The following is a 24,834-nucleotide window of genomic DNA, read 5'->3' as shown; positions in this document are numbered from 1 at the left end:
AGGAGATCCACCATGAAAATCATTCCGTACCTGAGCTTCGACGGAAACTGCAAGGAGGCCTTTGCGCTGTATCAGCGGGTGCTGGGCGGCGAGCTGTTTTCCCTGTCCTTCGCCGACGCGCCGGCGGAGGCCGAAGTCCCCAGGGACAGTGACAAGATTCTGCACGCCTGCCTGACCGTGGGCGCATTCAGTCTGATGGCTTCGGACTGCCCATCGGGCCAGCCGTTCCAGAAACCACAGGGGGTATCGGTGTCCCTCAACGTCGACAGCGCTGCGCAGGCCGAGCGACTGTTCAAGGGTTTGAGCGAGGGTGGCAAGGTCATCATGCCGCTGGCGAAGACTTTCTGGGCTGAACGTTTCGCCATGTTCGAGGATCGTTTTGGTGTGACCTGGATGGTCAACCATGAGGGAGTCAAGTAACCCTGCACATCCATGGCTGCTGGAAACCGTGGAAGCCATGAGGCCTGTGGCAGCCGGCTTGCTGGCGATAGCGGTCTGCCCGGCAATACTTCAGTGTCTGACCCGGCGCTATCGCCAGCAGGCCGGCCCCCGCAGGGACGACTCAAGGGTGCAGGTAGCGCCGTAGCTGCGCCAGCAGCTTTTCGTACAGCAGGTCCACCTCCGGGGCCATGCCCCGAGCCCGCAGGCAGCCGTGCACCAGGCCCAGGCCAAGGTGCAGGGTGGCGCGGCCACCGGCCTTTTTCAGCCGTTCGAAATAGCAGACACCGTCGTCCCGCAAGGGGTCGTGTTGCGCCACGGCAATGAAGGCTGCAGCCAGGTTCTGGAAGTTCGCCGCCCGCAGTGGCATTGCATAGGCGTCGGGCCTGTCGGTGTGTGCCAGGTACCAGGCGTGATAGCTGCGCACATCGTCGCTGCTGAGCAATGGAGCGTCGGCGCATTCGCTACGCGAAGGCAGGCCGTCGCTGCCACCCAGGCCCGGATAGATCAGCGCCTGCAGCAGCGGTTGTGGCTCCTCGGCATCGCGCAGTGCCAGGCATACGGCGGCGGCCAGGTTGCCGCCGGCACTGTCGCCGGCTATGGCCATCCGCCGCGGATCCACCTGCCAGGTGCCGGCCTCGGCGCGCAAGTCGCGCCAGACCGCCAGGCAATCGTCGAATGCGGCTGGGTAGGGGTGTTCCGGCGCCAATCGGTAGTGCGCCGCAATCACCACGGCCTTGAGCCGCGAGGCCAGTTCGGCGGTGATGAAGTCGTGGGAGTCGAGATCGCCCACGACCCAGCCGCCACCATGCAGGTAGACCACGCAAGGCCAACCATTGGCCGGGCGAGGTGAGGTCGGGCGATACACGCGTATCGGCACTCGACCGATGCGTTGCTCCTCGACCTCGATATCGGCCGGACGGGGTGGGGTGAAGGCCTGGCACATCCGGCTGTAGCGGTGACGCATGCCCTGGATGCTGCTGTCCGGACCGGAGAAGCCGAGCGTCTTGCTGACGAAGGCGCTCATGCCGGGGGAAAGGGGATAGTCGGTCATTGCGGCTCCAGGCTGGCCTGGACCGTTACCATGCCATCCCGGCCGTCGACGCTGGTGACGCCCGCCAGCCAACGCCTGAGATCCTCGGGATGGTCGCGCAGCCATTGCCGGGCCACCTCCTGGGGAGCCTGGCGCTCCATGATCGGTACCATCAGCTGGCTTTCCTGGGCCGCGCTGAAGGTCAGATTCTCCAGCAGCCGGTTCACGTTCGGGCAGCGTTGCGCATAGTCCGGGGCGGTCACGGTGGAGACGGTGGCGGCACCTTCGTTGGGCCCGTAGACGTCCTCGCTGCCGGTCAGGTAGGTGATCTTCATGTTGATGTTCATCGGGTGCGGGGTCCAGCCGACGAAGACCACGAACTCCTTGCGGTTGATCGCCCGCTGCACGGCGGCCAGCATTCCGGCCTCACCCGACTCCACCAGCTTGAAACCCTTGAGCCCGAAGTGGTCGGTGTCGATCAGAGTCTTGATCGTGGTATTGGCGCCGCTGCCGGGTTCGATACCGTAGATGGTGCCCTTGAGCTGGTCCCTGAACCTGGCGATGTCGCCGAAGGTCTTGAGCCCGGCGTCCGCCACGTACTGCGGTACCGCGAGGGTCGCCTGGGCGTCGGCCAGGCTGGGGCTGGCCATGACCCTGACCTGGTTGGCGGTGACGAAGGGCCCGATGTTCTTGTCCATCGCCGGCTTCCAGTAGCCGAGGAAGATGTCCAGGCGCTTGTCGCGGATGCCGGCGAAGATGATCTGCTGCACGGCGCTGGTCTGCCTGCTTTCATAGCCCAGGCCGTTGAGCAGCACATCGGCCACTGCGCTGGTGGCGATGACGTCGGTCCAGTTGACCACGCCCATGCGCACGGTCTTGCAGGACGCGTCTTCGGCCGCGGAGACCGGGTTGCCGAGCAATGCGCTGGCGCCGAGGAGCAGACAACCGTTGAACAGTCTTTTCAGGTTCGGGGTTTTCATGAGCGCTGTGTCTCGCGGCAGGTCGTTATTGTCGTGGCCGGTGTCTTCTTGCACCGTTCGACTACGTTACGCAGCCGTTGCCTGCCAAAAGCGCACCAGGGCGACCGGCTTTTGCACTATGGCGACCCGTACGCCTGCTCAGGCCAGGACACTTAGCCACGCCGAAGCCAGCAACAGCAAGGCCATGCAGCGGTTGAATCGGCGCATCGCCACAGGTGAGCGCAGCAACCGGGCCGAGCCGACACCCAGCATTGCCCACAGGCCGACGCAGGGAAGCGAAACGAAGAACAGTACCAGCGACAGCGCCGTAACGTGGAGCTGGCGTTCGGCACCCTGTCCGGCGAACACGCCCACCACCGCCAGTGCCACCAGCCAGACCTTGGGATTGATCACTTGCAGGCTGGCTGCTCCCAGCAAACCGAGGTGCCTGGACGGGTCGCTGCCGGCCCCGATATCGTCGACCGGCGCGTTGAAGATCTGCCAGGCCAGATAGCTCAGCCAGGCGATCCCCAGCCATTGCATGGCGGTTTGTACGCGGGGCAGGTCGCTCAGCGACTGGCCGACCCCACTGCCGACCAGCAGCACAATCAGCGCAGTGCCGGCGCAGGCGCCGAGAATGATCGGCAGTGTTGCCGTCAGGCCATGTCGGGCGCTGTTGCTCAGTACCAGGATGTTGTTCGGCCCGGGGGTGATCGAGGCGACGAAGGCGAACAGTGCGAAAGGCAGCAGGTTCGGGATAGTGGACAGCATGGATGACAACTCCGCGAGTGGATCGATGTGACGATCTTCGCGGCTGTCGGCTCAGGCGTCTGGAAGGTTTGAGCAGCGTTTGCGGTAGGCCGCCGGCGTCAGGCCATAGGCACGGACGAACCAGCGTCCCAGGTGACTCTGGTCGGAAAAGCCGAGGTTCATCGCCACCGTTGCCGGCTGCTCGCCCCGTGCCAGCAACTGCCGGGCCCGGGCCAGGCGCAACTGCACCAGGTAGGCGTGGGGCGGTAGGCCATAGGCCGACTTGAAGGCGCGGGTCAGGCGGAAACGGTCGACACCGGTCACCGTGGCCAGGTCGTCCAGGCTGACGTCCTGTTGCAGGTGAGCGTGCAGGTATTCCCGGGCCCGTTGCGCCACCCGGGGCAGGCGTGGGTCTTCGCGGTAGCGGGTACGCCAGTAAAGATGGCGGGTGAGGGCATCGAACATCTGGTCCAGGGCACTTTGCTGGACAATCCGCAGCTCCGAGCTGTGGATCGCCTGGAAGGCCGCGTTGGTGGCCAGGGCCAGGCGGCTGTCGCCGGTCGTCAGCGGCTGGGCGAAGGACAGTTGACTGTTGGCCGGCGCCTCCTGGAACAGCGCGCCCAGTTCGCGTTCGAGCCAGTGCGGCTCAAGGTACAGGGTGCTGTAGGTGAAACCGCCCTCGGTCGGGGCGTCGCCGTCGTGAATCTCCCCGGGCTCGAGCATGAATACATTGCCCGGCGTGCTGTGGTAGCGGGCGCGCCGGCAATTGAATTGCTGGACACCCTGTTCGGTGACACCTATCAGGTAGGTGTCGTGCCAGTGGGCGTCATAGGCGTGCCCCTTGAAGTGGGCGCGGAGGGTTTCGATACCGGTATCGCGATCCTGAGTCAGGTCGATCCAGTTGTCGGCGTTGCTGGACATGCTGTACCTGGAACATAGCTCAATCGTGCAGGGTGACAGTAGGCACCGTCATGCCGGGACAAGTCTAGAACATCTGTGCACGGCTCCCCGGCTTCGCAGGTGTTCGCGCGGCGTCCACTGGTGGAATTGTCCTACAGAACTAAGCGAGAGAAAACAGCAATAAAACCCGCAAGTTCATAAGTGACTGATCGGTCATTTATCGATGCGCGCCGCTTATGAGTTTTCCCGATTTGAATATTCTGGATGTCCTGCTTATAGGATTAGGAAAGTTCTGTCGGAAAATATTTTTAGAGACATAGGCAATGTTTACGGGATCTTGCCGGATTTTGGCGTTTTGATATCAAAAAAAGCGCTGGACGGTTGATTTCAAAATGTGTCAGTTTCTCGCTGCCTTCAAAAAGGGCGAGTGATAGGATGATCTCGCCAAGAGATTGTCGCTATCGGACAAAAACTGTTTCACTTGTAAACAAGGAAGTGTGTTTATGTCGAAAGTCAAAGCGAAAGCTATTGTCTCGGTAGAGTCGGCTCTGGCGGCCAACGGTACAAGTTCCGCCTTCAACCAGATCGATAGCTTCAGCCATCAGTATGACCGTGGTGGTAATCTGACGGTCAATGGCAAACCCTCCTACTCTGTCGATCAGGCCGCCACGTACCTGTTACGTGACGGTGCCGCGTGGCACGACCTGAACGGCAGCGGCAAGATCGAGCTGACCTATACCTTCCTGACGTCCCCGACCTCGAATTTCAGCGGTCTGGGCGTCACCGGCTTCAGTCAGTTCAGTGCCCTGCAGAAGTCGCAGGCGGTGCTGGCCATGCAGTCCTGGGCCGATGTCGCCAACGTGACCTTCACCGAGGCGGCGAGGGGCGGAGATGGTCACATGACCTTCGGTAACTACAGCGGCGGCCAGGAAGGGGCGGCGGCATTCGCCTTCCTGCCGGGGACCGAGCCTGGTTACGACGGCCAGTCCTGGTACCTGACCGGTAGCGGCTACAACGTCAACAAGACGCCTGGCCTGAACAACTACGGGCGCCAGACCCTGACCCACGAGATCGGCCACACCCTGGGCCTGTCCCACCCCGGCGACTACAACGCCGGCGAGGGCAACCCGAGCTACAAGGATGCGACCTACGGGCAGGATACCCGCGGCTACAGCATCATGAGCTACTGGAGTGAAAGCAACACCAGCCAGAACTTCAGCAAGGGTGGGGTGGAAGCCTATTCGTCCGGCCCGCTGATGGACGACATCGCGGCGATCCAGAAGCTCTATGGCGCCAACTACAGCACCCGTGCCGGTGATACCACCTACGGTTTCAACTCCAACGCCGGACGCGACTACCTGAGCGCCACCTCGTCTTCGGACAAGCTGGTGTTCTCGGTCTGGGACGGTGGCGGCAATGACACCCTGGACTTCTCCGGTTTCACCCAGAACCAGAAGATCAACCTGCATGCCGGTTCGTTCTCCGATGTGGGGGGCATGGTCGGCAACGTCTCGATCGCCCAGGGCGTCACGGTGGAGAATGCCATCGGCGGTTCGGGCAACGACCTGCTGATCGGCAACGACGTCGCCAACGAGCTGCGCGGCGGTGCCGGCAACGACATCCTCTACGGTGCCGGCGGTGCGGACAAGCTGTGGGGCGGTGCGGGCAGCGATACCTTCGTGTTCGCCGCGGTTTCCGATTCGACACCCAAGGCGGCCGACCGGATCATGGATTTCGTCAGTGGCCAGGACAAAATCGATCTGTCCGGCATCACCCATGGTACGGGCCTGAACTTCGTCAACGCATTCACCGGACATGCCGGCGATGCGGTGTTGACCTATGCCGCGGGTACCAACCTCGGCACCCTCGCGGTGGACTTCTCCGGGCACGGCGTGGCCGATTTCCTGGTCACCACGGTGGGCCAGGCGGCGGTCACGGATATCGTGGCCTGAGTCGATGAAACGGGGGGTGGCGTTCGCGCCGCCTCCTCGCATCGGCAATTGTCGGGTGTTGATTGAATATCGATAGATTTTGAGTGGAGAGCCTGCTGTCGGAAGCATCCCATCGACTTCCCCAACGGGTGTCGGCGACTTTTTCAATGGGGCTGCGTTCAGTCGTCAAATGAGCGCTATTTGCAGGAATCATCGGATAGGGAGGCGTCAAATGCGCGCCCTCGTGGCCGAACAGTTACCTGCGCGGGTACGTTTTTCCCTGTCTCAAGGATTTGCATGACAATGAGTGATATCAACACAGAGGAGCCCCGGGATTCGGTGTATCGGGACTTGCCTTCACAGCCATTCCCGCCTGCCGATGGCAAACCGTCCTATTCCCAGGAGCAGGCGGTAGAGCAGATCATCCGTTCCGGCAGGGTATTGAAAGACCAGGACAACAATCAGACGATCGAGTTGACCTACGGTTTTCTGACCTCTGCACCCAGGAATTTCAGCAAGATAGGTGTCAGCGGCTTCGGCGAGTTCAGCGACCAGCAAAAAGCACAGGCGGTTTTGGCCATGCAAGCCTGGGCCGATGTCGCCAACGTGACGTTCACCGAGGCGCCGCGGGGCAAAGAGGGCTACCTGAGCTTTGGCAACTACAGCGCCGGCACGAATGGGGCGGCGGCATTTGCATTCATGCCGGGCTCCGGGCCCTTGAAGGATGGCCAGTCCTGGTACAAGACCAGCTCGCTCTACAGCGTCAACAAGACGCCCGAACTGAACAGCTATGGGCGCCAGACCCTGCTTCACGAGATTGGCCATAACCTGGGCCTGAGTCACCCCGGAAGCTACAACGGCGCCAATGGCCGACCGAGCTATGACTATGCCACCTACCGAGAGGACACCCGTGGCTACAGCGTCATGAGCTATTGGAGCGAAACCCACACCGGCCAGGCGTTCGGCGGTGCGTATGCGTCAGGCCCGCTGATGGACGATATCGCGGCCATCCAGAAACTGTATGGCGCCAACGAGAATACGCGCACCGGTGATAGCGTCTATGGCTTTGGCTCCAATACCGGTATCGACTACCTGAGCGCCAGATCCTCGTCGGACAAGCTGGTGTTCTCGGTCTGGGACGCCGGTGGCAATGACACCCTGGACTTCTCGGGCTTTACCCAGGACCAGGAGATCAACCTCAATGCCGGGGCTTTTTCCTCCGTGGGAGGACTGGTGGGGAACGTGTCGATCGCCAAGGGCGTCACGCTGGAAAACGCCGTGGGGGGCTGCGGCAATGATTACCTCCTGGGTAATGAGGTGAGGAACTGGCTCCATGGTGGCCTTGGCGACGACGAACTGGATGGCGGTGCCGGCAATGACATGCTGTTCGGCGAGGGCGGAAACGACTCGTTGACCGGCGGCACCGGCGATGACTATCTCGACGGCGGCAGCGGAGCCGACTGGTTGTCTGGCGGGGAAGGACGCGACACCTTCGTGTTCCAGGCGGCATCGGAATCGACGCCGGATGAACCCGACCTGATCATGGATTTTTCCAGTGGCGAGGACCGGATCGACTTGACCGTCATGAGCCAGGGAGCGGGCCTGAGCTTCGTCGAGGCCTTTACCGGGCAGGCCGGTCAGGCGGTATTGAGCCAGAAACTGCATCATTGGACTTTGCAGGTCGACTTGCTGGGCGATGGTGTGGCCGATTTCCAGGTCAATATCGTGGGTCAGGTCCAGGCCGCGGATGTCATTGCATGAGTTGATGAAACAGAGGTGGCGTCCGCGCCACCTCCAAAAGTCGCGTCGGGAAGTTGCCGTTACTTGAGCAGCAGGGAAATCCCGGGTGGACAGTCTGGATAATGTAACTGTCTTGTCGAATTTTCCGCTCGCTGCTGAACACGCTTCAGATAGCTTTTTCAAAAGTTGTGCGTTGAAACGATGGATGAGCGTTATTTGCAGGAGGCTACTGGCAAGGAGAAGTCCAATAGGTTTGCTCGTTATCGGCAAGTTGCCTGTTCGAGCAAGTTTCTCCATGCCTTAAGGATTTAGCATGACATCTCTTAGTTCCAATACAGCATCCCATGGACAAGCGCCGTCGGACCCATATCAATATAGTTTGCAGGCTCCCGGAAAACCTTCCTATTCGGTGGACGAGGCCGCGCAGCAGATTGCCCGTGCCCGCGAGGTATGGGAGGACCAGGACGGCAATGGCCGAGTGGAACTCACCTACGAGTTTCTCACCGCGCCGAACCTGCTTTTCGCCTGGAAGCTCAAGGGGTTCAGTGAGTTCAACGCTCAGCAGAAAGCCCAGGCGGTTCTGGCCATGCAATCCTGGGCGGATGTGGCCAATGTGACGTTTACCGAGGCTGACAGGGGAAAAGGGGAAGGGCACCTGACCTTTGGCAACTTCAGTGAAGGCCTGGAGGGCATGGCGGCGTTCGCATTCCGGCCGGGTGTCAACCCCTACCTGGACGGCCAGTCGTGGTACCGGATTCCCACTGACGACAGTTGGTCCGGTTGGCTGCAGGGCAGAAGTGGCACAATCGACGGCCCCAACAGCCTGCCGATGCTGAACAACTATGGCCGCTCGACCCTGACCCACGAGATCGGCCATACCCTGGGCCTCAATCATCCCGGTCGTTACAACGCCGAAGCGCCGGGCTGGTTCGACTGGTTATGGGACCTGTTCAGTGCGGACGATGGCTACGCCAATAAGGCCGCCTACATCGAGGACTCCGCCACCTACAGCGTGATGAGCTATTGGAGCGAGACCAACACGGGCCACAACTTCACCAAGGACGGTTCGCAAGCCTATCCCGCAGCGCCGCAGCTGCACGATATCGCCGCGATCCAGGCGCTGTACGGCGCCAACTACAACATCCGGGCCGATGACACCGTCTATGGGTTCAACTCCAACAGCCAGCGTGACTACCTGAGTGCCCAGTCGCCTACTGACCAGCTGATCTGCTCGATCTGGGACGGTGGCGGCAATGATACCCTGGACTACTCCGGCTTTACCCAGGACCAGGAGATCAACCTGAATGCCGGTTCGCTCTCCAATGTTGGCGGCATGCGCGGCAATGTCTCGATTGCCCAGGGCGTCAGCATCGAGAACGCCATCGGCGGTTTGGGCAACGACCTGCTGGTCGGCAACGAACTGGACAACGAGCTGCGCGGTGGTGCCGGCAACGACGTGCTCAAGGGCGGCGGCGGCGCGGACACGCTGTGGGGGGGCGAGGGCAAGGACATCTTCATCTTCTCCGCCGTTTCCGATTCGAAGCCGCTGGCGGCCGACCGGATCATGGACTTCGTCAGTGGCGAAGACACCATCAGCCTGGCCGGCATGACCCGCGGAGCGGACCTGAAGTTCGTCACCGAGTTCACCGGCAATGCCCGGGAGGCAGTGGTGAAATATGACGAGGCCACCAACCAGGGCAGCCTGGAAGTCGATTTCGCAGGATTGGGCGTGGCGGATTTCCAGATCACCACGGTCGGTCGGGTAGCGGCCACGGATATCGTGGCCTGATGCCCTGTGCTCCCTGCTTGAGGATTTCGCGTGACAACTAACCCTTCCGGTTCCGCAGGCGACAAGCCGAACTACACCGTGGACCAGGCGGCACGGCAGATCGCCCGTGGCGCCCAGCCCTGGAAAGATGAGGACGGCAGCGGTGCGGTCGATCTGACCTATGCCTTCGCGGACGTGCCGCCCTCGAACTACATCCAGCTGAAGTTCGACCTGGGCGTCGGCGATTTCGGCCAGTTCAACGAGTTGCAGAGGCAGCAGGCGGTCAAGGCTCTGCAGGCCTGGGCGGATGTCGCCAACCTGCGTTTCACCGAGGCGCACAGTGGTGGTGAGGGGCATCTGCTGTTCGGCAACTACAGCGACGGCTCATCGGGTGGTTCGGCGTTCTCGTTTCGCCCTGGCTCCGATCCGGAGTTCGACGGGCAGTCCTGGTACCTGGCCAACAGTCGCTATGACGCCAATACGACACCGGCTCCGGGCAATTTCGGGCGCCTGGCCTTGGTTCACGAGATTGGTCATGTCCTGGGCCTGTCTCACCCCGGCGACTATTCCGCCAGCCGGGGTGAGCCGGGTTACAAGGACGCCAGCTATGCGCAGGATTCGCTGGGCTTCAGCGTCATGAGCTACTTCAGCGAAAGGCATACCGGGCAGAGCTTCGTCAGCAATGGCGTCGAGACCTGTGCATCCGGTCCGTTGCGCGACGATATCGCGGCGATCCAGATGCTCTATGGTGCCAACTACGCCACCCGTGCCGACGACACCGTCTATGGGTTCAACTCCAACACCGAACGTGACCACCTGAGTGCCAGGTCACCTTCGGATGCCCTGGTGTTCGCGGTCTGGGACGGAGGCGGCAATGACACCCTGGACTTCTCCGGCTTCTCGCAGAACCAGGAGATCAACCTGCAGGCCGGTTCGTTTTCCAATGTGGGGGGCCTGGTCGGCAACGTCTCGATTGCCAGGGGCGTCACGCTCGAGAACGCCATTGCAGGCTCGGGTAACGACTATCTCGGCGGCAACGAGGTGACCAACGAACTGCGTGGCGGTGCCGGCAACGACATCCTCTATGGCGGCGGTGGCGCGGACAGGCTGTGGGGTGGGGAGGGCAATGATCTTTTCACCTACGGGGCCATTTCCGATTCGACGCCGCTGGCGGCCGACCGGATCATGGATTTCGTCAGTGGCGAAGACCAGATCGGCCTGGGCGCGATCACCGGGGGCTCGGGACTGAACGTCGTCAAGGCGTTCAGCGGACGGGCTGGCGAAGCGCTGTTGAGCTACGACGCGCAGACCAACCAGGGGACCCTGGCGGTCGATTTTTCCGGGCGGGGCCAGGCGGACTTCCAAATCACCACGGTCGGCCGGATGGCGTTCACGGACATCCTGGCCTGACTTCGTCAAGGGGAGCACGCATGCAAAACACAACACGGCCGGTATTGATGGATGACGGTATGCAAGCGTCAGCCCGATACAGCCTTGATTATCGAACAGTTGCTGTTCGCCCGGTTATTCATATTTAAGGAAACCATTCAAAATGACGACTATCACTTCCTTCGCACTGAAACCTATTATCCAGGCAAAAGGCGCTCCTCAGGAGCAGGCCGTCGACTTCATGGGCACGCCTGGCCATGATTTCATCGTCGGCAATGCCCTGGACAACCATATTGTCGGTGGCGGCGGCCACGATGTGCTGCGTGGCGGTGCGGGTAACGACACGCTGGAGGGCGGCGATGAGGACAGCGCACTCTACGGTGGCGATGGCGACGACCGGCTGATCGGTGGTCGCGGCAACGACCATCTCAACGGCGGCAATGGCGAAGACACCCTGAAGGGGGGCGACGGCGACGATATGCTCGAAGGTGGTGCCGGGCTCGACTGGCTGGAGGGCGGAGCGGGCCGGGACACCTTCCTGTATCGCAACGTTTCGGACTCGACACCCGAGCATGCCGATTGGCTCGTGGACTTCGTCAGCGGCCAGGACAAGATCGACGTGACCGGCATCACCGGTGGATCGGGCCTGACGTTTGTCGAGCAGTTCAGCGGACGTGCCGGTGAGGCGGTACTCGGATACGACCTGACGATCGACTTCACCGGCAACGGCATGGCCGATTTCCGCGTCATGACCGTGGGGCAGGCGGTGCTCACGGATATCCTGGCCTGACCGAGTGACACGGGAGGTGGCGCGAACGCCGCCTCCCCGATAGCGTTCTCCCTGTCTTAAGGAGCGAGCATGACAACTTCCCATGGCCATGGCGCCATCCCGGCGCGGCCGGCATCGGCCACCGATCGCCCCGAACCCGTCGAGCGTGGCGGGCAGGCCTTGCTCAATGGCAAACCCTCCTACACCTCGGAGCAGGCGGCGCAGCAGATCATCCGTCACGGGCATGCCTGGCTGGACCGCAACGGCGACGGCAAGATCGACCTGACCTACAGCTTCCTCAGTGCACCGAACCAGGCCTTCATCAAGATGGGGCTGCGCGGTTTCAGCGAGTTCAGCTCGTTGCAGAAGGCGCAGGCGGCACTCGCCCTGCAGGCCTGGGCCGATGTCGCCGACATCGCCTTCACCGAGGCGCAAACGGGCGGTGACGGTCACCTGACGTTTGGCAACAGCCAGTCGGCGCAAGAGGGTGTCGCGTTCGCCTTCCAGCCGAACATCAACCCCATCTACGACGGCCAGTCCTGGTATCTGGTCGACGACACGACTGCCCAGGCGCCAGGCCTGAACAACTTTGACCGCCAGACCCTGGTCCATGAGATAGGCCATAACCTGGGCCTGTCCCATCCCAGCGACTACGATGCCGATACATCGGGGATCAGCTACGCGAAAGCCGAGTACGCGCAGGACACCAGGGCTTACAGTGTCATGAGTTACTGGAACGAAAGTCACAGCGGCCAAAGTTTCACCCGGAACGGCGAGCGGGCCTACGCCTCGGCTCCTCTGATCGACGATATCGCGGCGATCCAGAAGCTCTATGGGGCCAATCACGCCACCCGTACCGACGACAGCGTCTACGGTTTCAATTCCAACACCAATCGCGACTTCCTGAGCGCCAGGTCCTCCACGGACAAGCTGGTGTTCTCGGTCTGGGATGGCGGCGGCAACGACACCCTGGACTTCTCCGGCTTCAACGAAAACCAGAGAATCGACCTCAACGCCGGTGCGTTTTCCGACGTGGGCGGGCTGGTGGGCAATGTCTCCATCGCCCACGGTGTGATGATTGAAAATGCCATCGGCGGCTCGGGCAACGACCGGCTGATCGGCAACGATCTGGTCAACGAACTGCGTGGCGGTGACGGCAGCGATATCCTGCGCGGTGCCGGCGGCGCCGACAAGCTGTGGGGCGCAGCGGGCCGGGACACCTTCGAGTTCCGGGCGATATCGGATTCGAGCGTGGCGGCTCCCGACCAGATCCTCGATTTTTGCAGCGGCCAGGACCGCATCGACCTGACCGCCATCACCCGGGGCGCGGGCCTGAATTTCGTCAAGACCTTTACCGGGCAGGCCGGCCAAGCGGTATTGAGCTATTCCCCACGGTTCGACGATGGCGCCCTCGAGGTCGATTTCACCGGCAACGGTGTCGCCGACTTCCGGGTGTTGACGGTGGGGCAGGTGCGGGCCACGGATATCCTGGCCTGATTGAAGATTGACCGGCAGCGCAGCCGCGCTGCCTTCCTGTGAGGTGGCGAGGGCTCATGATCGGCAGATTCATCCCCCGTGTATCGATGGTGTGGCTGCTGGCCGCATCGATGTTTTTTACTGGAGAACAGTGTATGGCACGAAGCTTGATCCTCCCCAGCCCCGAGACACTGGCCGGTGACTGGCAGTTATATCCCCAGGAGGACCGCGCCGGGGCCTGTGAACTGCAACTGTCGGCCCAGGCGCCGGCCCTGGCGGGTGATCTCGATTGTGCGGCGGCTTGGCTGGGGCAGCGGCCGACCCGCTGGGAGCCGACCCCGGATGGTATCTGGTTCTATGGCGCCGAGGGCGTCGGAATCGTTCACCTGAACCGGCAGGAGGAGGGCCTTTACGAAGCTCGCCTGCAAGATGGCAGGACGCTGGTGCTGTTGCGCAAGTCGCAGTGAACGACTGGCGGCCTGGGTGACAGCGTGGCGGTCGCCCAGGCCCCGGGATTTTTTGGAATCGGTAGGATCAGGGACGATAGATGAAGTCGTTGAAAATGATGGCCGGCACACCGTTGTTCCGTGTGCTCGGCGAGTACAGGAACACGTTGATCAGCGTTGGTTGTTTCACCGCCCTGATCAACGTGCTGATGCTGGTGCCGTCGATCTACATGCTGCAGGTCTACGACCGGGTGCTGACCTCGCAGAACGAAACCACCCTGGTGATGTTGACGCTGATGGTGGTGGGCTTTTTCGCCTTCATCGGCCTGCTGGAAACCCTGCGCAGTTTTATCGTGATCCGCATCGGCAGCCGGCTCGAACGGCAGTTCAACCTGCGGGTCTACCAGGCGGCGTTCGAGCGCAACCTGTTGCGTGGCGAGGGCCATGCCGGGCAGGCCCTGGGCGACCTGACCCATATCCGCCAGTTTCTCACGGGGCCGGCGTTGTTTGCGTTCTTCGACGCGCCCTGGTTCCCCCTCTACCTGCTGGTGATTTTCCTGTTCAATCCCTGGCTCGGGGTGTTTGCCAGCGTCGGGGCGGTGTTGCTGATCGCGCTGGCCTGCCTCAACGAATGGCTGACCCGCAAGCCGTTGGGCGAAGCGAGCGGTTACTCGCAGAAGTCCAGCCAGTTGGCCACCAGCCATCTGCACAATGCCGAGACCATCCAGGCCATGGGCATGCTGGGAGCCCTGCGGCGCCGCTGGTTCCAGGTGCACTCGCGGTTTCTCGCCCGGCAGAATCAGGCCAGCGACACCGGCGCGGTGGTCACTTCGCTGAGCAAATCCTTGCGGCTGTGCCTGCAATCGCTGGTGCTGGGCCTGGGCGCCTTGTTGGTGATCAAGGGTGACATGAGCTCCGGGATGATGATCGCCGGCTCGATCCTGATGGGCCGGGTGCTGAGCCCTATCGATCAGTTGATCGCCGTCTGGAAGCAGTGGAGCGCGGCCCAGCTGGCCTATCGGCGGCTCGACGCGTTGTTGCGCGAGTTTCCCCAGGGCGAGCCGTCCATGAGCCTGCCCGAGCCGAAGGGCCAGGTGGCGTTCGAGCAAGTCAGCGCCGGTCCGCCGGGCCGCGGCGGGGCGACCCTGCACCACGTCAGCTTTGCCATCGAGGCCGGTGAGGTGCTCGGCGTGCTGGGGGCGTCGGGGTCCGGCAAGTCCACCCTGGCGCGGGTACTGGTGGGCGTCTGGCCGACCCTGGCGGGGGTGGTGCGTCTGGATGGCGCGGATATCCATCGCTGGAACCGCGATGAGCTCGGCCCGCACATTGGCTACCTGCCGCAGTCGATCGAACTGTTCAGTGGCACGGTTGCCGAGAACATCGCCCGTTTCAGCGAGGCCGATCCGCAAAAGGTCGTGGCCGCCGCGGTTCAGGCCGGGGTGCATGAATTGATCCTGCGTCTGCCCCAGGGTTATGACACTCCGTTGGGCGATGATGGCTGTGGCCTGTCCGGTGGGCAGAAACAACGGGTTGCCCTGGCTCGGGCACTGTATGGCGGCCCCCGGCTGGTGATCCTCGACGAGCCGAACTCCAACCTCGATGCCGTCGGCGAAGCGGCACTCACCGCCGCCATCGTTCAGCTCAAGGCGCAGGGCAGCAGTGTGATTCTGGTGACCCACCGGACCTCGTCGCTGGCCCAGGCCGACAAGCTGCTGGTGCTCAACGAGGGCCGGGTGCAGGCATTCGGGCCGAGCGCCGAGGTGCTCAAGGCCCTCGCCGGTGGCGTACAGCCAGCGGCGGCGCCCCCGCCCTCGCGCGAGCCGGCCCCAACCCCCGCCGGCCTCAGCCTGAGCCGGCAATACGGTGCAACCACACGCAGGAGCGGAGCATGAGCCAGGACAGCCTGATGCAATACGACGAACCGGGCGAGCGCCAGGAGCGCGATGCCGGCTTTTTTGTCCGCGCCGGCTGGTGGCTGGCGCTGCTGGGCGCCGGCAGTTTTTTTGCCTGGGCGGCCCTGGCGCCGTTGGACCAGGGCATCGCGGTGCAAGGCACCGTGGTGGTGTCCGGCAAGCGCAAGGCGGTGCAATCTCTCGGCGGTGGCGTGGTCGAGCGGATCCTGGTGCGCGAGGGGCAGGTGGTCCGCCAGGGCCAGCCGCTGTTTCGCCTCGACCAGACCCAGCGCTCGGCCGATGTCCAGTCCCTGCGCGCGCAGTACCGGGTGGCCTGGGCCAGCCAGGCACGTTGGCAGAGCGAGCGGGACAACCTGGCGCGGGTCAATTTCCCCGATGAACTGACCGCCGATACCGATCCGCAACTGGGCCTGGTGCTCGAAGGTCAGCGGCAGCTGTTCAGTAGCCGGCGCGAGGCGTTTGCCCGCGAGCAGGCTGGCATCCGTGCCGCCATCGAGGGGGCCGGCGCGCAACTGGCCGGCATGCGCCGGGCCCGCGCCGACATGACCGCCCGGGCCGACTCGCTGCGTCGTCAGTTGCAGAACCTGCGGCCGCTGGCGGAGAACGGCTACATCCCGAGCAATCGCTTGCTGGAGTACGAGCGGCAACTATCCCAGGTGCAGCAGGACCTGGCACAGAACACCGGCGAAAGCGGGCGGGTCGAGCAGGGGATTCTCGAGTCACGCCTGAAGCTGGCGCAGCACGCCGAGGAGTATCAGAAAGAAGTACGCAGCCAACTGGCCGAGGCCCAGCTCAAGACCCTGACCCTGGAGCAGCAACTGACGTCTGCCCGATTCGAATTGCAGCACAGCGAGATCAGCGCGCCGGCCGAAGGTATCGCGGTGAACCTGGGGGTGCATACCGAAGGTGCGGTGGTCCGTGCCGGCGACACTCTGGTGGAGATCGTCCCGCAGGGCGAACGCCTGGAAGTGGAGGGGCGGCTGCCCGTTCACCTGGTGGACAAGGTCGGCACGGCATTGCCCGTGGACATCCTGTTCACCGCGTTCAACCAGAACCGTACGCCGCGGGTCAGCGGTGCGGTGAGCCTGATTTCCGCCGACCAGTTGCTCGATGAAAAGAGTGGCACGCCGTATTACGTACTGCGCAGTTCGGTCAGTGACCGGGCCCTGGAGAAGCTCAACGGCCTGGTGATCAAGCCGGGGATGCCGGCGGAGATGTTCGTGCGCACCGGCGAGCGGTCGTTGCTCAACTACCTGTTCAAGCCCCTGATGGATCGTGCGGGCTCTGCTTTGACCGAGGAGTAGTATGTTGCGCCTGATGAAGAAGCCGCTGTGCCTGACCGCGGCGTTGCTGTCGTTTTCCCTCGATTGCCAGGCCATGGGGCCGTTTCAGGTCTATGAACAGGCGCTGCGCAACGACCCGGTGTTCCTCGGCGCGCTCAAGGAGCGCGATGCCGGCCAGGAGAACCGTGCCATCGGCCGGGCCGGCCTGCTGCCACGGCTGTCCTACAACTACAACCAGGGGCACAACGACTCCCGGGTCACCTATCTCACCGAGCGTGGCAATCTCCACGAGGACCGCAACTACACCAGTTCCGGCTCGACCCTGACGCTGCAGCAGCCGCTGATCGACTACGAGGCCTACGCCAACTATCGCAAGGGCGTGGCCCAGGCCCTGTTTGCCGACGAGACCTTTCGGGGCAAGAGCCAGGAGTTGCTGGTGCGGGTGCTGACCTACTACACCCAGGCGCTGTTCGCCGAGGACCAGATCCAGATCGCCCGGGCCAGGAAAAAGGCCCTCGACGAGCAGTTCCGACAGAACACCCAGCTGTTTCGCCAGGGCGAGGGCACCCGTACCGATATCCTCGAGTCCGAGTCGCGCTATGAACTGGCCACGGCCGAGGAGATCGAGGCCCGTGACGCACAGGATGCGGCGTTGCGCGAACTGGGGGCGCTGATCGGCGTGCCGACGGTCGATGTCGCCGAACTGGCACCGCTGGGACAGGGGTTCGAGTCGTTTCCACTGGAACCGGCCAATTTCGCCACCTGGCACGAACTGGCCCTGAGCAACAACCCGACACTGGCGTCCCAACGCCAGGCGGTGGAGGTGGCGCACTACGAGGTGGAGCGCAATCGCGCCGGGCACCTGCCCAAGCTCAACGCCTACGCCAGCCTGCGCAAGAGCGAGTCCGACAGCGGCAACACCTACAACCAGCGCTACGACACCAACACCGTCGGTTTCGAGGTCAGTGTGCCGCTGTTCGCCGGTGGCGGGGTTTCCGCTTCGGTACGCCAGGCCAGCGCCAACCTGGAGCAGGCCGAATACGAACTCGACGGCAAGACCCGCGAAACCCTGATCGAACTGCGGCGCCAGTACAACGCCTGCCAGTCGGGGGCGAGCAAGCTGCGCGCCTACCGCAAGGCGCTGGCCTCGGCCGAGTCGCTGGTGCTCTCCACCCGACAAAGCATCCTCGGCGGCGAACGGGTCAACCTCGACCTGCTCAACGCCGAGCAACAGCTCTACAGCACCCGTCGGGACCTGGCGCAGGCGCGCTACGACTACCTGATGGCCTGGACCAAATTGCATTACTACGCCGGCACCCTGCGCGAAACCGACCTGGCCAGGGTCGATGAAGCCTTTGTGGCGCAGGCGGCCGTTCACTGACTCCGTTGCACGCTTTCTCGACAACTTCAACAACAGAGAGGCAATACCATGGGTGTTTTTGACTACGAAAATGCAGGCTCCGCAGTCTCCAAGGGACTCTACGGCGACGCAATGGCGATCACGCTGTACGCCTACCACAACATCGACAACGGCCTGGCTGTCGGCTACCAGCAACACGGCTTCGGCCTCGGCCTGCCGGCGACGCTGGTCAAGGCGCTGATCGGCGGTACGGACGCCCAGGGCGTCATTCCCGGCGTGCCCTGGAACCCCGACTCCGAGAAGGCCGCGCTGGAGGCGGTGAAGGCGGCCGGCTGGACGCCGATCAGTGCCAGCCAGTTGGGTTACACCGGCAAGACCGATGGCCGGGGCACGTTCTACGGCGAGAAAGCCGGCTACACCACCGGGCAGGCTGAAGTGCTCGGCAAGTACGACGCCGAAGGGCACCTGACCTCCATCGGCATTGCATTTCGCGGCACCAGCGGCCCTCGGGAAACGCTGATCAGCGACACCATCGGTGATGCGATCAACGACCTGCTGGCGGCCATCGGTCCCAAGGACTATGCGAAAAACTATGCGGCCAATGCTTTCGAGGGCCTGCTCGCCAGCGTCGCGGCCTTTGCCGCGGCCAACGGCCTGGGCGGCAAGGATGTGCTGGTCAGCGGCCACAGCCTGGGTGGGCTGGCGGTCAACAGCATGGCGGACCTGAGCGCTGGGCACTGGGGTGGTTTCTACCGGGACGCCAGCTACATCGCTTTCGCCTCGCCGACCCAGAGCGGCGCGGGCACCCACGTGCTGAACATCGGCTATGAAAACGACCCGGTGTTCCGCGCGCTCGACGGCTCAAGCCTGACCCTGGCGACCCTGGGCGTGCACGATGGCGACAAGGCCTCGGCGACCAACAATATCGTCAATTTCAACGACCACTACGCGTCCGATGCCTGGAACGCCATGCCGTTCTCCATCGCTAACATCGCCACCTGGCTGTCGCATCTGCCGACCGCCTATGGCAACGGCATGCAACGGATAGTCGATTCGGCGTTCTACGACTTGACCGACAGGAACTCGACCATCGTGGTCAGCAACCTGTCGGACCCGGCGCGAGACAAGACCTGGGTGCAGGACCTCAATCGCAACGCCGAGGCCCATACCGGTACCACCTTCATCATCGGCAGTGAAGCCAGCGACCTGCTCAGGGGCGGGCGAGGCAACGATTACCTCGAAGGCGGTGGCGGCGATGATACCTTCCGCGATGACGGTGGCTACAACATCATCCTGGGCGGCAAGGGACATAATACCCTCGACCTGCACAAGCCCCTGGACAGTGTCGAGATCGCCAATGACGGCCAGGGCACGCTGTACATTCGCGATGCCCAGGGGGGGATCACCATTGCCAAGGATATCGGCACGCTGGTCAGCAGCGAGCCCTATCTGGTGTTCCTGAACCGGGATGTGGCCCATCAGGTCGGCAACCACAGCCTGTCCGGCGGCCAGTATGTCGCTTCGCAGGTCGGTGGCGCGGGAGCGGATACACTGACCGCGAAGGCATCCGGTGAGTGGCTGTTGGGCAATGCGGGCGACGATCACCTGGTCGGCGCGGCCAAGGGCGGCAACCTGTTCATCGGTGGCTCAGGCAACGATCTGATGGAGGCGCGCGGTGGTGGCAACACCTTCCTGTTCAACGGAGCCTTCGGCCAGGACCGCATCACCGGGTTCCAGGCTTCGGACAAGCTGGTGTTCATGGGCTATGCCGATACGCAGGGGCACAATATTCTCGATCATGCCAAGGTGGTGGGTAGCGATACTGTGCTGAGTTTCGGTGCCGATTCTGTGACGTTGGTCGGGGTAGGGCTCGATGCCCTGAAGGGAGCCGGCGCAGTGATTGCCTGAGTCCTGTTGGGCTGATGCTGACTGGCCGCCTGCCGCGGTTCGCGGGCAAGCCACGCTCCTACAGAGGTTGATGTCGTACACGGAACCAGCGTACGACGCGATCCACCGTAGGAGCCGGGCTTGCCCGCGAACCGCGGCAGGCGGCCAGGCGGCCAGGCGACCTTGTCTCAAGGCTGCTTCAACAGCACGAAATCGTTCTTGTCGAACCGCCCACTCAGGACTGGCACCAAGGCGCCAGCCGGCGTGCCCTGCAGCTTCTGGTAGTCCTGCTTGTCCATCACCAGCCACGCCGCGCCGGTCACGGCCTGGAGCTGCTCCGGTGTCCCGGTGAACACCGGCTGCAGATCTTCATCGAGGTTGACCATGAACTTGATCGCCTTGGCGTCCTTGCCCATGGCGTGCAGGACCACGGGAGCTGGCGCCGCGTGGATCAACTGCCGGGCGGCCCGGGTGAAGGTGCGGGTGTCATAGGCGGTGCGCTCGATCGGCTCGACGATCAGGATATAGCTCGCCCACATTGCCAGCACCGCACAGGCCGCCAGGCCCGGGGCGCGCCAGCGGGCCTGAAACAGCGCAAGCACGGCGATGATCTGCAAGGCCCCCACCAGCCAGGGCGCAACCCCCAGCGTTGGCAGCTCTTCGGGGAAGCGCCGATGCAGCAGGATCATCCCGCCGATCAGCAGTCCCGGTAGCAGCAGCCAGATGCCTTGGGTCAAGCCACGCAGCCAGGTGAACAGTCGTCCCTGGCTGGCCTGGAACGGAAAGGCTGCGACGATGGCAATCATGGGGATCATCGGCAGGATGTAACGCGCCTTCTTCGCCTGCGGCACCGACAGCCCTAGCATCACGATCAGGCCGGCGGCCAGGCAGTAGAGCGTCAGTTGCAATGCCGGGCCACGCTGCTGGCGACCACCGGCGAGCAGCGCCGCCACCACCAGGACCGCCAGCGGATAAGCCAGGGCGTAATTGCCGAACGAGCTGCTGAAGTAATAAAGCACGCTGCTGGAGCCTTCACTGCCGTCCATGCGGCCGGTGAACTGCATGCGGATCACTTCATGGAGAAAGGTGCCGCCGCCCTGCAGCCAGGCCAGCCACAGCAGTACGCCGATGCAGACCGCCAGCAGGCCCAGGGCCTGGAAGCCGAAGACGAAGAATCTCCGCCACTGGCCCCCCAGCAGGTAGTAGCCGCACAGCATGCCGGTGGGAATCACCAGGCCGATCGGTCCGCGAATGGCGAAGCCCAGCACCAGCAGGGCGAGGATCCAGGCCTGGCGCTTGGGCGCGGCGAAATGTTCGGCGGCGTATCCCAGGTAGAACACCGAGAAACCGACGGCGGCCAGCAGCAGGTCCAGCGAGACGGCACGGGTTTCGGTGATGAAGGTATTGCTGAGCAGCAGCAGGGCAATGCTCAGCAAGGCCCAGCGTCGGGAATAGGGCGCGACCAGGCGGTACATCAGCACCACGATCCAGCTCGCTGCCAGCGCACTGGGCAACCACGCCGCCAGGGCATTGACCGTGCCGAAGGGCAGGGCGAACAGCCAGACCAGCAGGGTCGAAAAGGCCGAGTAGTCGGGGTAGGGCTCGCCGTAGGTGGTGGGGAAGAAGCCCGGGCCATGGCGCAGCATTTCCTGGGCGAACAGCACGAAGCGTGAATCGAAACCGATGGCGGCCTGCTGATGGACCCCGGCCAGGCACAACAGCAGGGCGAGCAGGCCCAGGCCGAGGGATTGACGATTGAGGGTGTCGGGAGAGGTCAATGTCACAACGAAGTCCTTGTGAAAGGAGGATGACACCGTTTTGAGGGCGCGAAGGCGTTCTGTAGGAGCGCGGCTTGCCCGCGAACCGCCGCCAGGCGGCCATTCAATGACCGCACAGGGGGCTTTTGGACCGCTATCGCCAGCAAGCCGGCTCCTACAGAGGCACGCCGGGGATCAGGCTTCTACCAGGCCATGGCGGGTCACTGGCAGGTCCAGCGACGCGCCGCGACCGATCGCGAAGTAGGTGAACCCCTTGCGCTGCATGCGGTTGGCGTCATACAGGTTGCGGCCGTCGAAGATCACCGGGGCCTTGAGGCGCTGCTGGATCCGCTCGAAGTCCGGCGCCTTGAACTGCTGCCACTCGGTACAGATGATCAGGGCATCGGCGCCGACCAGGGCCGCCTCCGGGGTGCCCATCAGCGACAGGCCCGGCTCGTCCGGGTACAGGCGCTGGGTTTCCTGCATGGCTTCCGGGTCAAAGGCGCGGACCTGGGCACCAGCGGCCCACAGCGCTTCCATCAGCACACGGCTGGGCGCGTCGCGCATGTCGTCGGTATTGGGTTTGAACGCCAGGCCCCAGAGGGCGAAGGTCTTGCCCTTGAGGTCGCCCTTGTAGAACGCGTTGATGCGGTCGAACAGCTTGTGTTTCTGCCGCTCGTTGATCGCCTCCACCGCTTGCAGCAGGTCGCTGGAGCAGTTGGCTTCCTGGGCGCTGTGGATCAGGGCGCGCATGTCCTTGGGGAAGCACGAGCCGCCGTAGCCGCAGCCCGGGTAGATGAAGTGATAGCCGATGCGCTGGTCGGCGCCGATGCCCATGCGCACGGCCTCGATGTCCGCGCCCAGGTGTTCGGCCAGTTCGGCGATCTGGTTGATGAAGCTGATCTTGGTCGCCAGCATGCAGTTGGCGGCGTACTTGGTGAGTTCGGCGCTGCGCAGGTCCATGAACATGATGCGGTCATGGTTGCGGTTGAACGGTGCGTACAGGTCGCGCATCACGTCGCGCACTTCCTCGCGTTCGCAGCCGATGATGATGCGGTCCGGGCGGCGGCAGTCGTCGACCGCCGAGCCTTCCTTGAGGAATTCCGGGTTCGAGACGATATCGAATTCCAGACTGCGACCGGCTTTGTTCAGGCCCGCTTCGATGTGAGCGCGCAGGGTGTCGCCGGTGCCGACCGGCACGGTGGATTTTTCCACCAGGATCAGCGGCTCGAAGCGATGGCGGACCACGGCGTCGCCGACCGACAGCACGTACTTGAGGTCGGCCGAGCCATCCTCGTCCGACGGCGTGCCGACTGCGATGAACAACACCTGGCCGTGTTCGATGGCCAGTTTTTCATCGCTGGTGAAGTGCAGGCGGCCACTTTCCAGATTGCTCTTGACCATGGTTTCCAGCCCTGGTTCGAAGATCGGGATATGGCCCTTGCGCAGCAATTCGATCTTGTTCTGGTCAACGTCCATGCACACGACGTCATGACCGACTTCGGCCAGAACAGTCGCTTGTACCAGGCCTACATAACCGCTACCAATTACGCTGATTTTCATACGGAGTCTCTAGGACAGGGTATACGTGGAGAATTGATCGTAAGAACGCCCAGGATGACCAGCGCCACCCCCAGGGTCTTGGAAAGACTGAAGCTCTCGTTGAAGAACGGCAGACCGGCCGCCAGCAGGTAGACCAGCGCATAGCTGACACTGAGCAGCGAGTAGGCGCGGCCCAGCGGCACGTCACGCAAGGCCATCAGCCAGCAGAGCATCGACAGCGCATAGGCGAGAATCGAAGCCGCTACGACGGCCAGGGCCACCAGCGAGACGTTGCCGGTCATCAGCGCGTCCAGCCACTGGCTTGGCTCGGGCAGGCGCGTCATGCTCCAGCGCATGCCCAACTGGGCGCTGCTGACCAGCACCACGCTGCCGCTGGCGAAGGTGAAACCGCGTGCCAGGCTCATAGATGCAACCCCAGCAACACCACGCCGGCCATGATCAGGGCGACGCCCAGCCAGTGGCGGCGGTCGATCGATTCCTTGAACAGGTAGTGCGCCACCAGGGTGATCAGCACGAAGTTGAGGCTGAGCATCGGATAGGCGATCCCGACCTCCAGTCTCTGCAGTACCAGCAACCACACCAGCAGGCCGAGGCCGAGGCTGGCCAGGGCCAGCCACAACCAGGGCGAACGCAGCTTGTCGAGCGCGCCCGGGGAGGTTTCGCGCCAGCCTTCGACGGCGAACTTCTGGGCCACCTGGCCCAGGCACGTCAGCAGGCAGGCGCTGAGGAGGAGGATCAGGGTCATGGAGCGCTCTGCGGGAAAATCAGGATCACGATGTTGCCCTCGTCGTAACGCTTGTAGTCCTTGGGCAACTTGTCGATTTCACGCAGCTCTTCGTCGTCCTTGACGCGCATCACCACACCGACCTGGCCTTCACTGCGGGCCTGTTCCATCCAGGCCTGGATCTGGTCCAGGTCCCGGGTACGCTGCTCGGCTTCCGGGTAGGAGAGGCCGTACTTCACCTCGCCTTGGGTGTTGTAGAGGGTGATATCGGTACGTTTCACTCGCCAGGCCAGGGCCGAGGCGGCACCGAGGTCGTTGCTCAGCAGATGGCGGCTCTGGCTCAGTTCCTGCTCGTGATCGGCAATGAACTGGTCGGGCATCTTGTTGTGCACGATGACGTTCGGCATCGCTGCCGGCAGCAGCGCGATCAGCAGGCCCATGCCCACTGCCGGCAGCGCCCACAACTGCAGCGGCTTGAACACGGTCAGGGTGTTGAACAGGATCCAGCCAGCGATCACCACGCACAGCAGGGTCAGGTGCAGCGGTTCGTTGTCGTAGAACGGCTTCTTCAACTGGAAGAACACCACGGCAGCCAATGCCACCACGCCCAGCAGCAGGTTGAGCAGGCCATTGAGGCGCGAAACCCCGGCCTGGGCCTGGTTGAGGCGTTCCATCAGCGAGTGGCCCATCAGCAGCGCCAGCGGCATCAGGCACGGCATGATGTAGGTCGGCAGCTTGCCGCGGCTGA

The 24,834-nt window shown here is 63.2% G+C and carries 20 protein-coding genes and 1 pseudogene; 12 read left to right on the top strand and 9 right to left on the bottom strand.

The window, feature by feature from the left end; all coding sequences use genetic code 11:
* Positions 1-12: 12 nt before the first annotated feature.
* Positions 13-420 carry a VOC family protein gene (locus K675_RS0123405; RefSeq protein WP_017905900.1) on the top strand — a complete coding sequence of 136 codons (408 nt, stop codon included), beginning with the start codon at positions 13-15 and terminating at the stop codon, positions 418-420.
* 142 nt (positions 421-562) lie between these two features.
* Here the strand turns inward: K675_RS0123405 and K675_RS0123400 are convergent, their stop codons facing one another.
* The 4 genes from K675_RS0123400 to K675_RS0123385 form a co-directional block, all read right to left on the bottom strand.
* Complete coding sequence (locus tag K675_RS0123400; protein WP_017905899.1) at positions 563-1,492, bottom strand: alpha/beta hydrolase; 930 nt, start codon at positions 1,490-1,492, stop codon at positions 563-565.
* A complete protein-coding gene (locus K675_RS0123395; RefSeq protein WP_026145477.1) occupies positions 1,489-2,436 on the bottom strand; it encodes a choline ABC transporter substrate-binding protein in 948 nt (315 codons plus the stop codon). Before K675_RS0123395 ends, K675_RS0123400 begins: the two co-directional genes overlap by 4 nt.
* Before the next feature lie 153 nt (positions 2,437-2,589).
* On the bottom strand, positions 2,590-3,201 hold the full coding sequence (locus K675_RS0123390; RefSeq protein WP_017905897.1) for a LysE family translocator: 612 nt from the start codon (positions 3,199-3,201) through the stop codon (positions 2,590-2,592).
* Between the two features lie 51 nt (positions 3,202-3,252).
* Positions 3,253-4,101 (bottom strand): AraC family transcriptional regulator, encoded by an 849-nt coding sequence (locus tag K675_RS0123385; RefSeq protein WP_017905896.1) that lies wholly within the window; start codon positions 4,099-4,101, stop codon positions 3,253-3,255.
* 482 nt (positions 4,102-4,583) lie between these two features.
* On the opposite strand from K675_RS0123385, the gene K675_RS0123380 reads away from it, so the two are divergent.
* From K675_RS0123380 to K675_RS0123330, 11 genes are all read left to right on the top strand, one after another.
* A complete protein-coding gene (locus K675_RS0123380) occupies positions 4,584-6,032 on the top strand; it encodes a serralysin family metalloprotease (protein ID WP_017905895.1) in 1,449 nt (482 codons plus the stop codon).
* 282 nt (positions 6,033-6,314) lie between these two features.
* Complete coding sequence (locus K675_RS0123375; protein ID WP_017905894.1) at positions 6,315-7,772, top strand: M10 family metallopeptidase C-terminal domain-containing protein; 1,458 nt, start codon at positions 6,315-6,317, stop codon at positions 7,770-7,772.
* 292 nt (positions 7,773-8,064) lie between these two features.
* Positions 8,065-9,540, top strand: a complete 1,476-nt coding sequence (locus K675_RS0123370) for a serralysin family metalloprotease (protein WP_026145476.1) — start codon at positions 8,065-8,067, stop codon at positions 9,538-9,540.
* Between the two features lie 30 nt (positions 9,541-9,570).
* Positions 9,571-10,929, top strand: coding sequence for a serralysin family metalloprotease (locus K675_RS0123365; RefSeq protein ID WP_157383977.1), 1,359 nt, complete (start codon positions 9,571-9,573; stop codon positions 10,927-10,929).
* A 142-nt stretch (positions 10,930-11,071) separates the two neighbouring features.
* Positions 11,072-11,698: a calcium-binding protein gene (locus tag K675_RS0123360; RefSeq protein ID WP_080635388.1), complete on the top strand. Its 627-nt coding sequence runs from the start codon at positions 11,072-11,074 to the stop codon at positions 11,696-11,698.
* 69 nt (positions 11,699-11,767) lie between these two features.
* Positions 11,768-13,174: a serralysin family metalloprotease gene (locus K675_RS0123355; protein WP_017905890.1), complete on the top strand. Its 1,407-nt coding sequence runs from the start codon at positions 11,768-11,770 to the stop codon at positions 13,172-13,174.
* Positions 13,175-13,308: 134 nt separating this feature from the next.
* Positions 13,309-13,620: a protease inhibitor Inh/omp19 family protein gene (locus K675_RS0123350; protein WP_017905889.1), complete on the top strand. Its 312-nt coding sequence runs from the start codon at positions 13,309-13,311 to the stop codon at positions 13,618-13,620.
* A gap of 80 nt (positions 13,621-13,700) precedes the next feature.
* Positions 13,701-15,491 carry a type I secretion system permease/ATPase gene (locus K675_RS0123345; RefSeq protein WP_017905888.1) on the top strand — a complete coding sequence of 597 codons (1,791 nt, stop codon included), beginning with the start codon at positions 13,701-13,703 and terminating at the stop codon, positions 15,489-15,491.
* Positions 15,488-16,816, top strand: coding sequence for an HlyD family type I secretion periplasmic adaptor subunit (locus tag K675_RS0123340; RefSeq protein ID WP_017905887.1), 1,329 nt, complete (start codon positions 15,488-15,490; stop codon positions 16,814-16,816). Before K675_RS0123345 ends, K675_RS0123340 begins: the two co-directional genes overlap by 4 nt.
* Before the next feature lies 1 nt (position 16,817).
* Positions 16,818-18,176, top strand: coding sequence for a TolC family outer membrane protein (locus K675_RS0123335; protein WP_017905886.1), 1,359 nt, complete (start codon positions 16,818-16,820; stop codon positions 18,174-18,176).
* A 48-nt stretch (positions 18,177-18,224) separates the two neighbouring features.
* Positions 18,225-20,063 carry a polyurethane esterase gene (locus K675_RS0123330; protein ID WP_026145474.1) on the top strand — a complete coding sequence of 613 codons (1,839 nt, stop codon included), beginning with the start codon at positions 18,225-18,227 and terminating at the stop codon, positions 20,061-20,063.
* Positions 20,064-20,230: 167 nt separating this feature from the next.
* Here the strand turns inward: K675_RS0123330 and K675_RS0123325 are convergent, their stop codons facing one another.
* From K675_RS0123325 to K675_RS0123305, 5 genes and pseudogenes are all read right to left on the bottom strand, one after another.
* A complete protein-coding gene (locus K675_RS0123325; RefSeq protein WP_017905884.1) occupies positions 20,231-21,826 on the bottom strand; it encodes an ArnT family glycosyltransferase in 1,596 nt (531 codons plus the stop codon).
* Between the two features lie 168 nt (positions 21,827-21,994).
* Positions 21,995-23,362, bottom strand: coding sequence for a UDP-glucose dehydrogenase family protein (locus tag K675_RS0123320; protein WP_017905883.1), 1,368 nt, complete (start codon positions 23,360-23,362; stop codon positions 21,995-21,997).
* Positions 23,359-23,766 (bottom strand): 4-amino-4-deoxy-L-arabinose-phosphoundecaprenol flippase subunit ArnF, encoded by a 408-nt coding sequence (gene arnF, locus K675_RS0123315; RefSeq protein ID WP_017905882.1) that lies wholly within the window; start codon positions 23,764-23,766, stop codon positions 23,359-23,361. Before arnF ends, K675_RS0123320 begins: the two co-directional genes overlap by 4 nt.
* Positions 23,763-24,107, bottom strand: coding sequence for a 4-amino-4-deoxy-L-arabinose-phosphoundecaprenol flippase subunit ArnE (gene arnE, locus K675_RS0123310; protein WP_017905881.1), 345 nt, complete (start codon positions 24,105-24,107; stop codon positions 23,763-23,765). The genes arnF and arnE overlap by 4 nt, the downstream gene beginning before the upstream one ends.
* A pseudogene (locus tag K675_RS0123305) lies at positions 24,104-24,834 on the bottom strand (lipid IV(A) 4-amino-4-deoxy-L-arabinosyltransferase); the annotation flags it as partial. The pseudogene K675_RS0123305 and the gene arnE, both read right to left, overlap by 4 nt.

This window comes from Pseudomonas fuscovaginae SE-1 (assembly GCF_000364705.1).
GTDB classification, from domain to species: Bacteria; Pseudomonadota; Gammaproteobacteria; order Pseudomonadales; family Pseudomonadaceae; genus Aquipseudomonas; species Aquipseudomonas fuscovaginae_A.
This window is presented reverse-complemented; position numbering and strand designations above follow the sequence as displayed.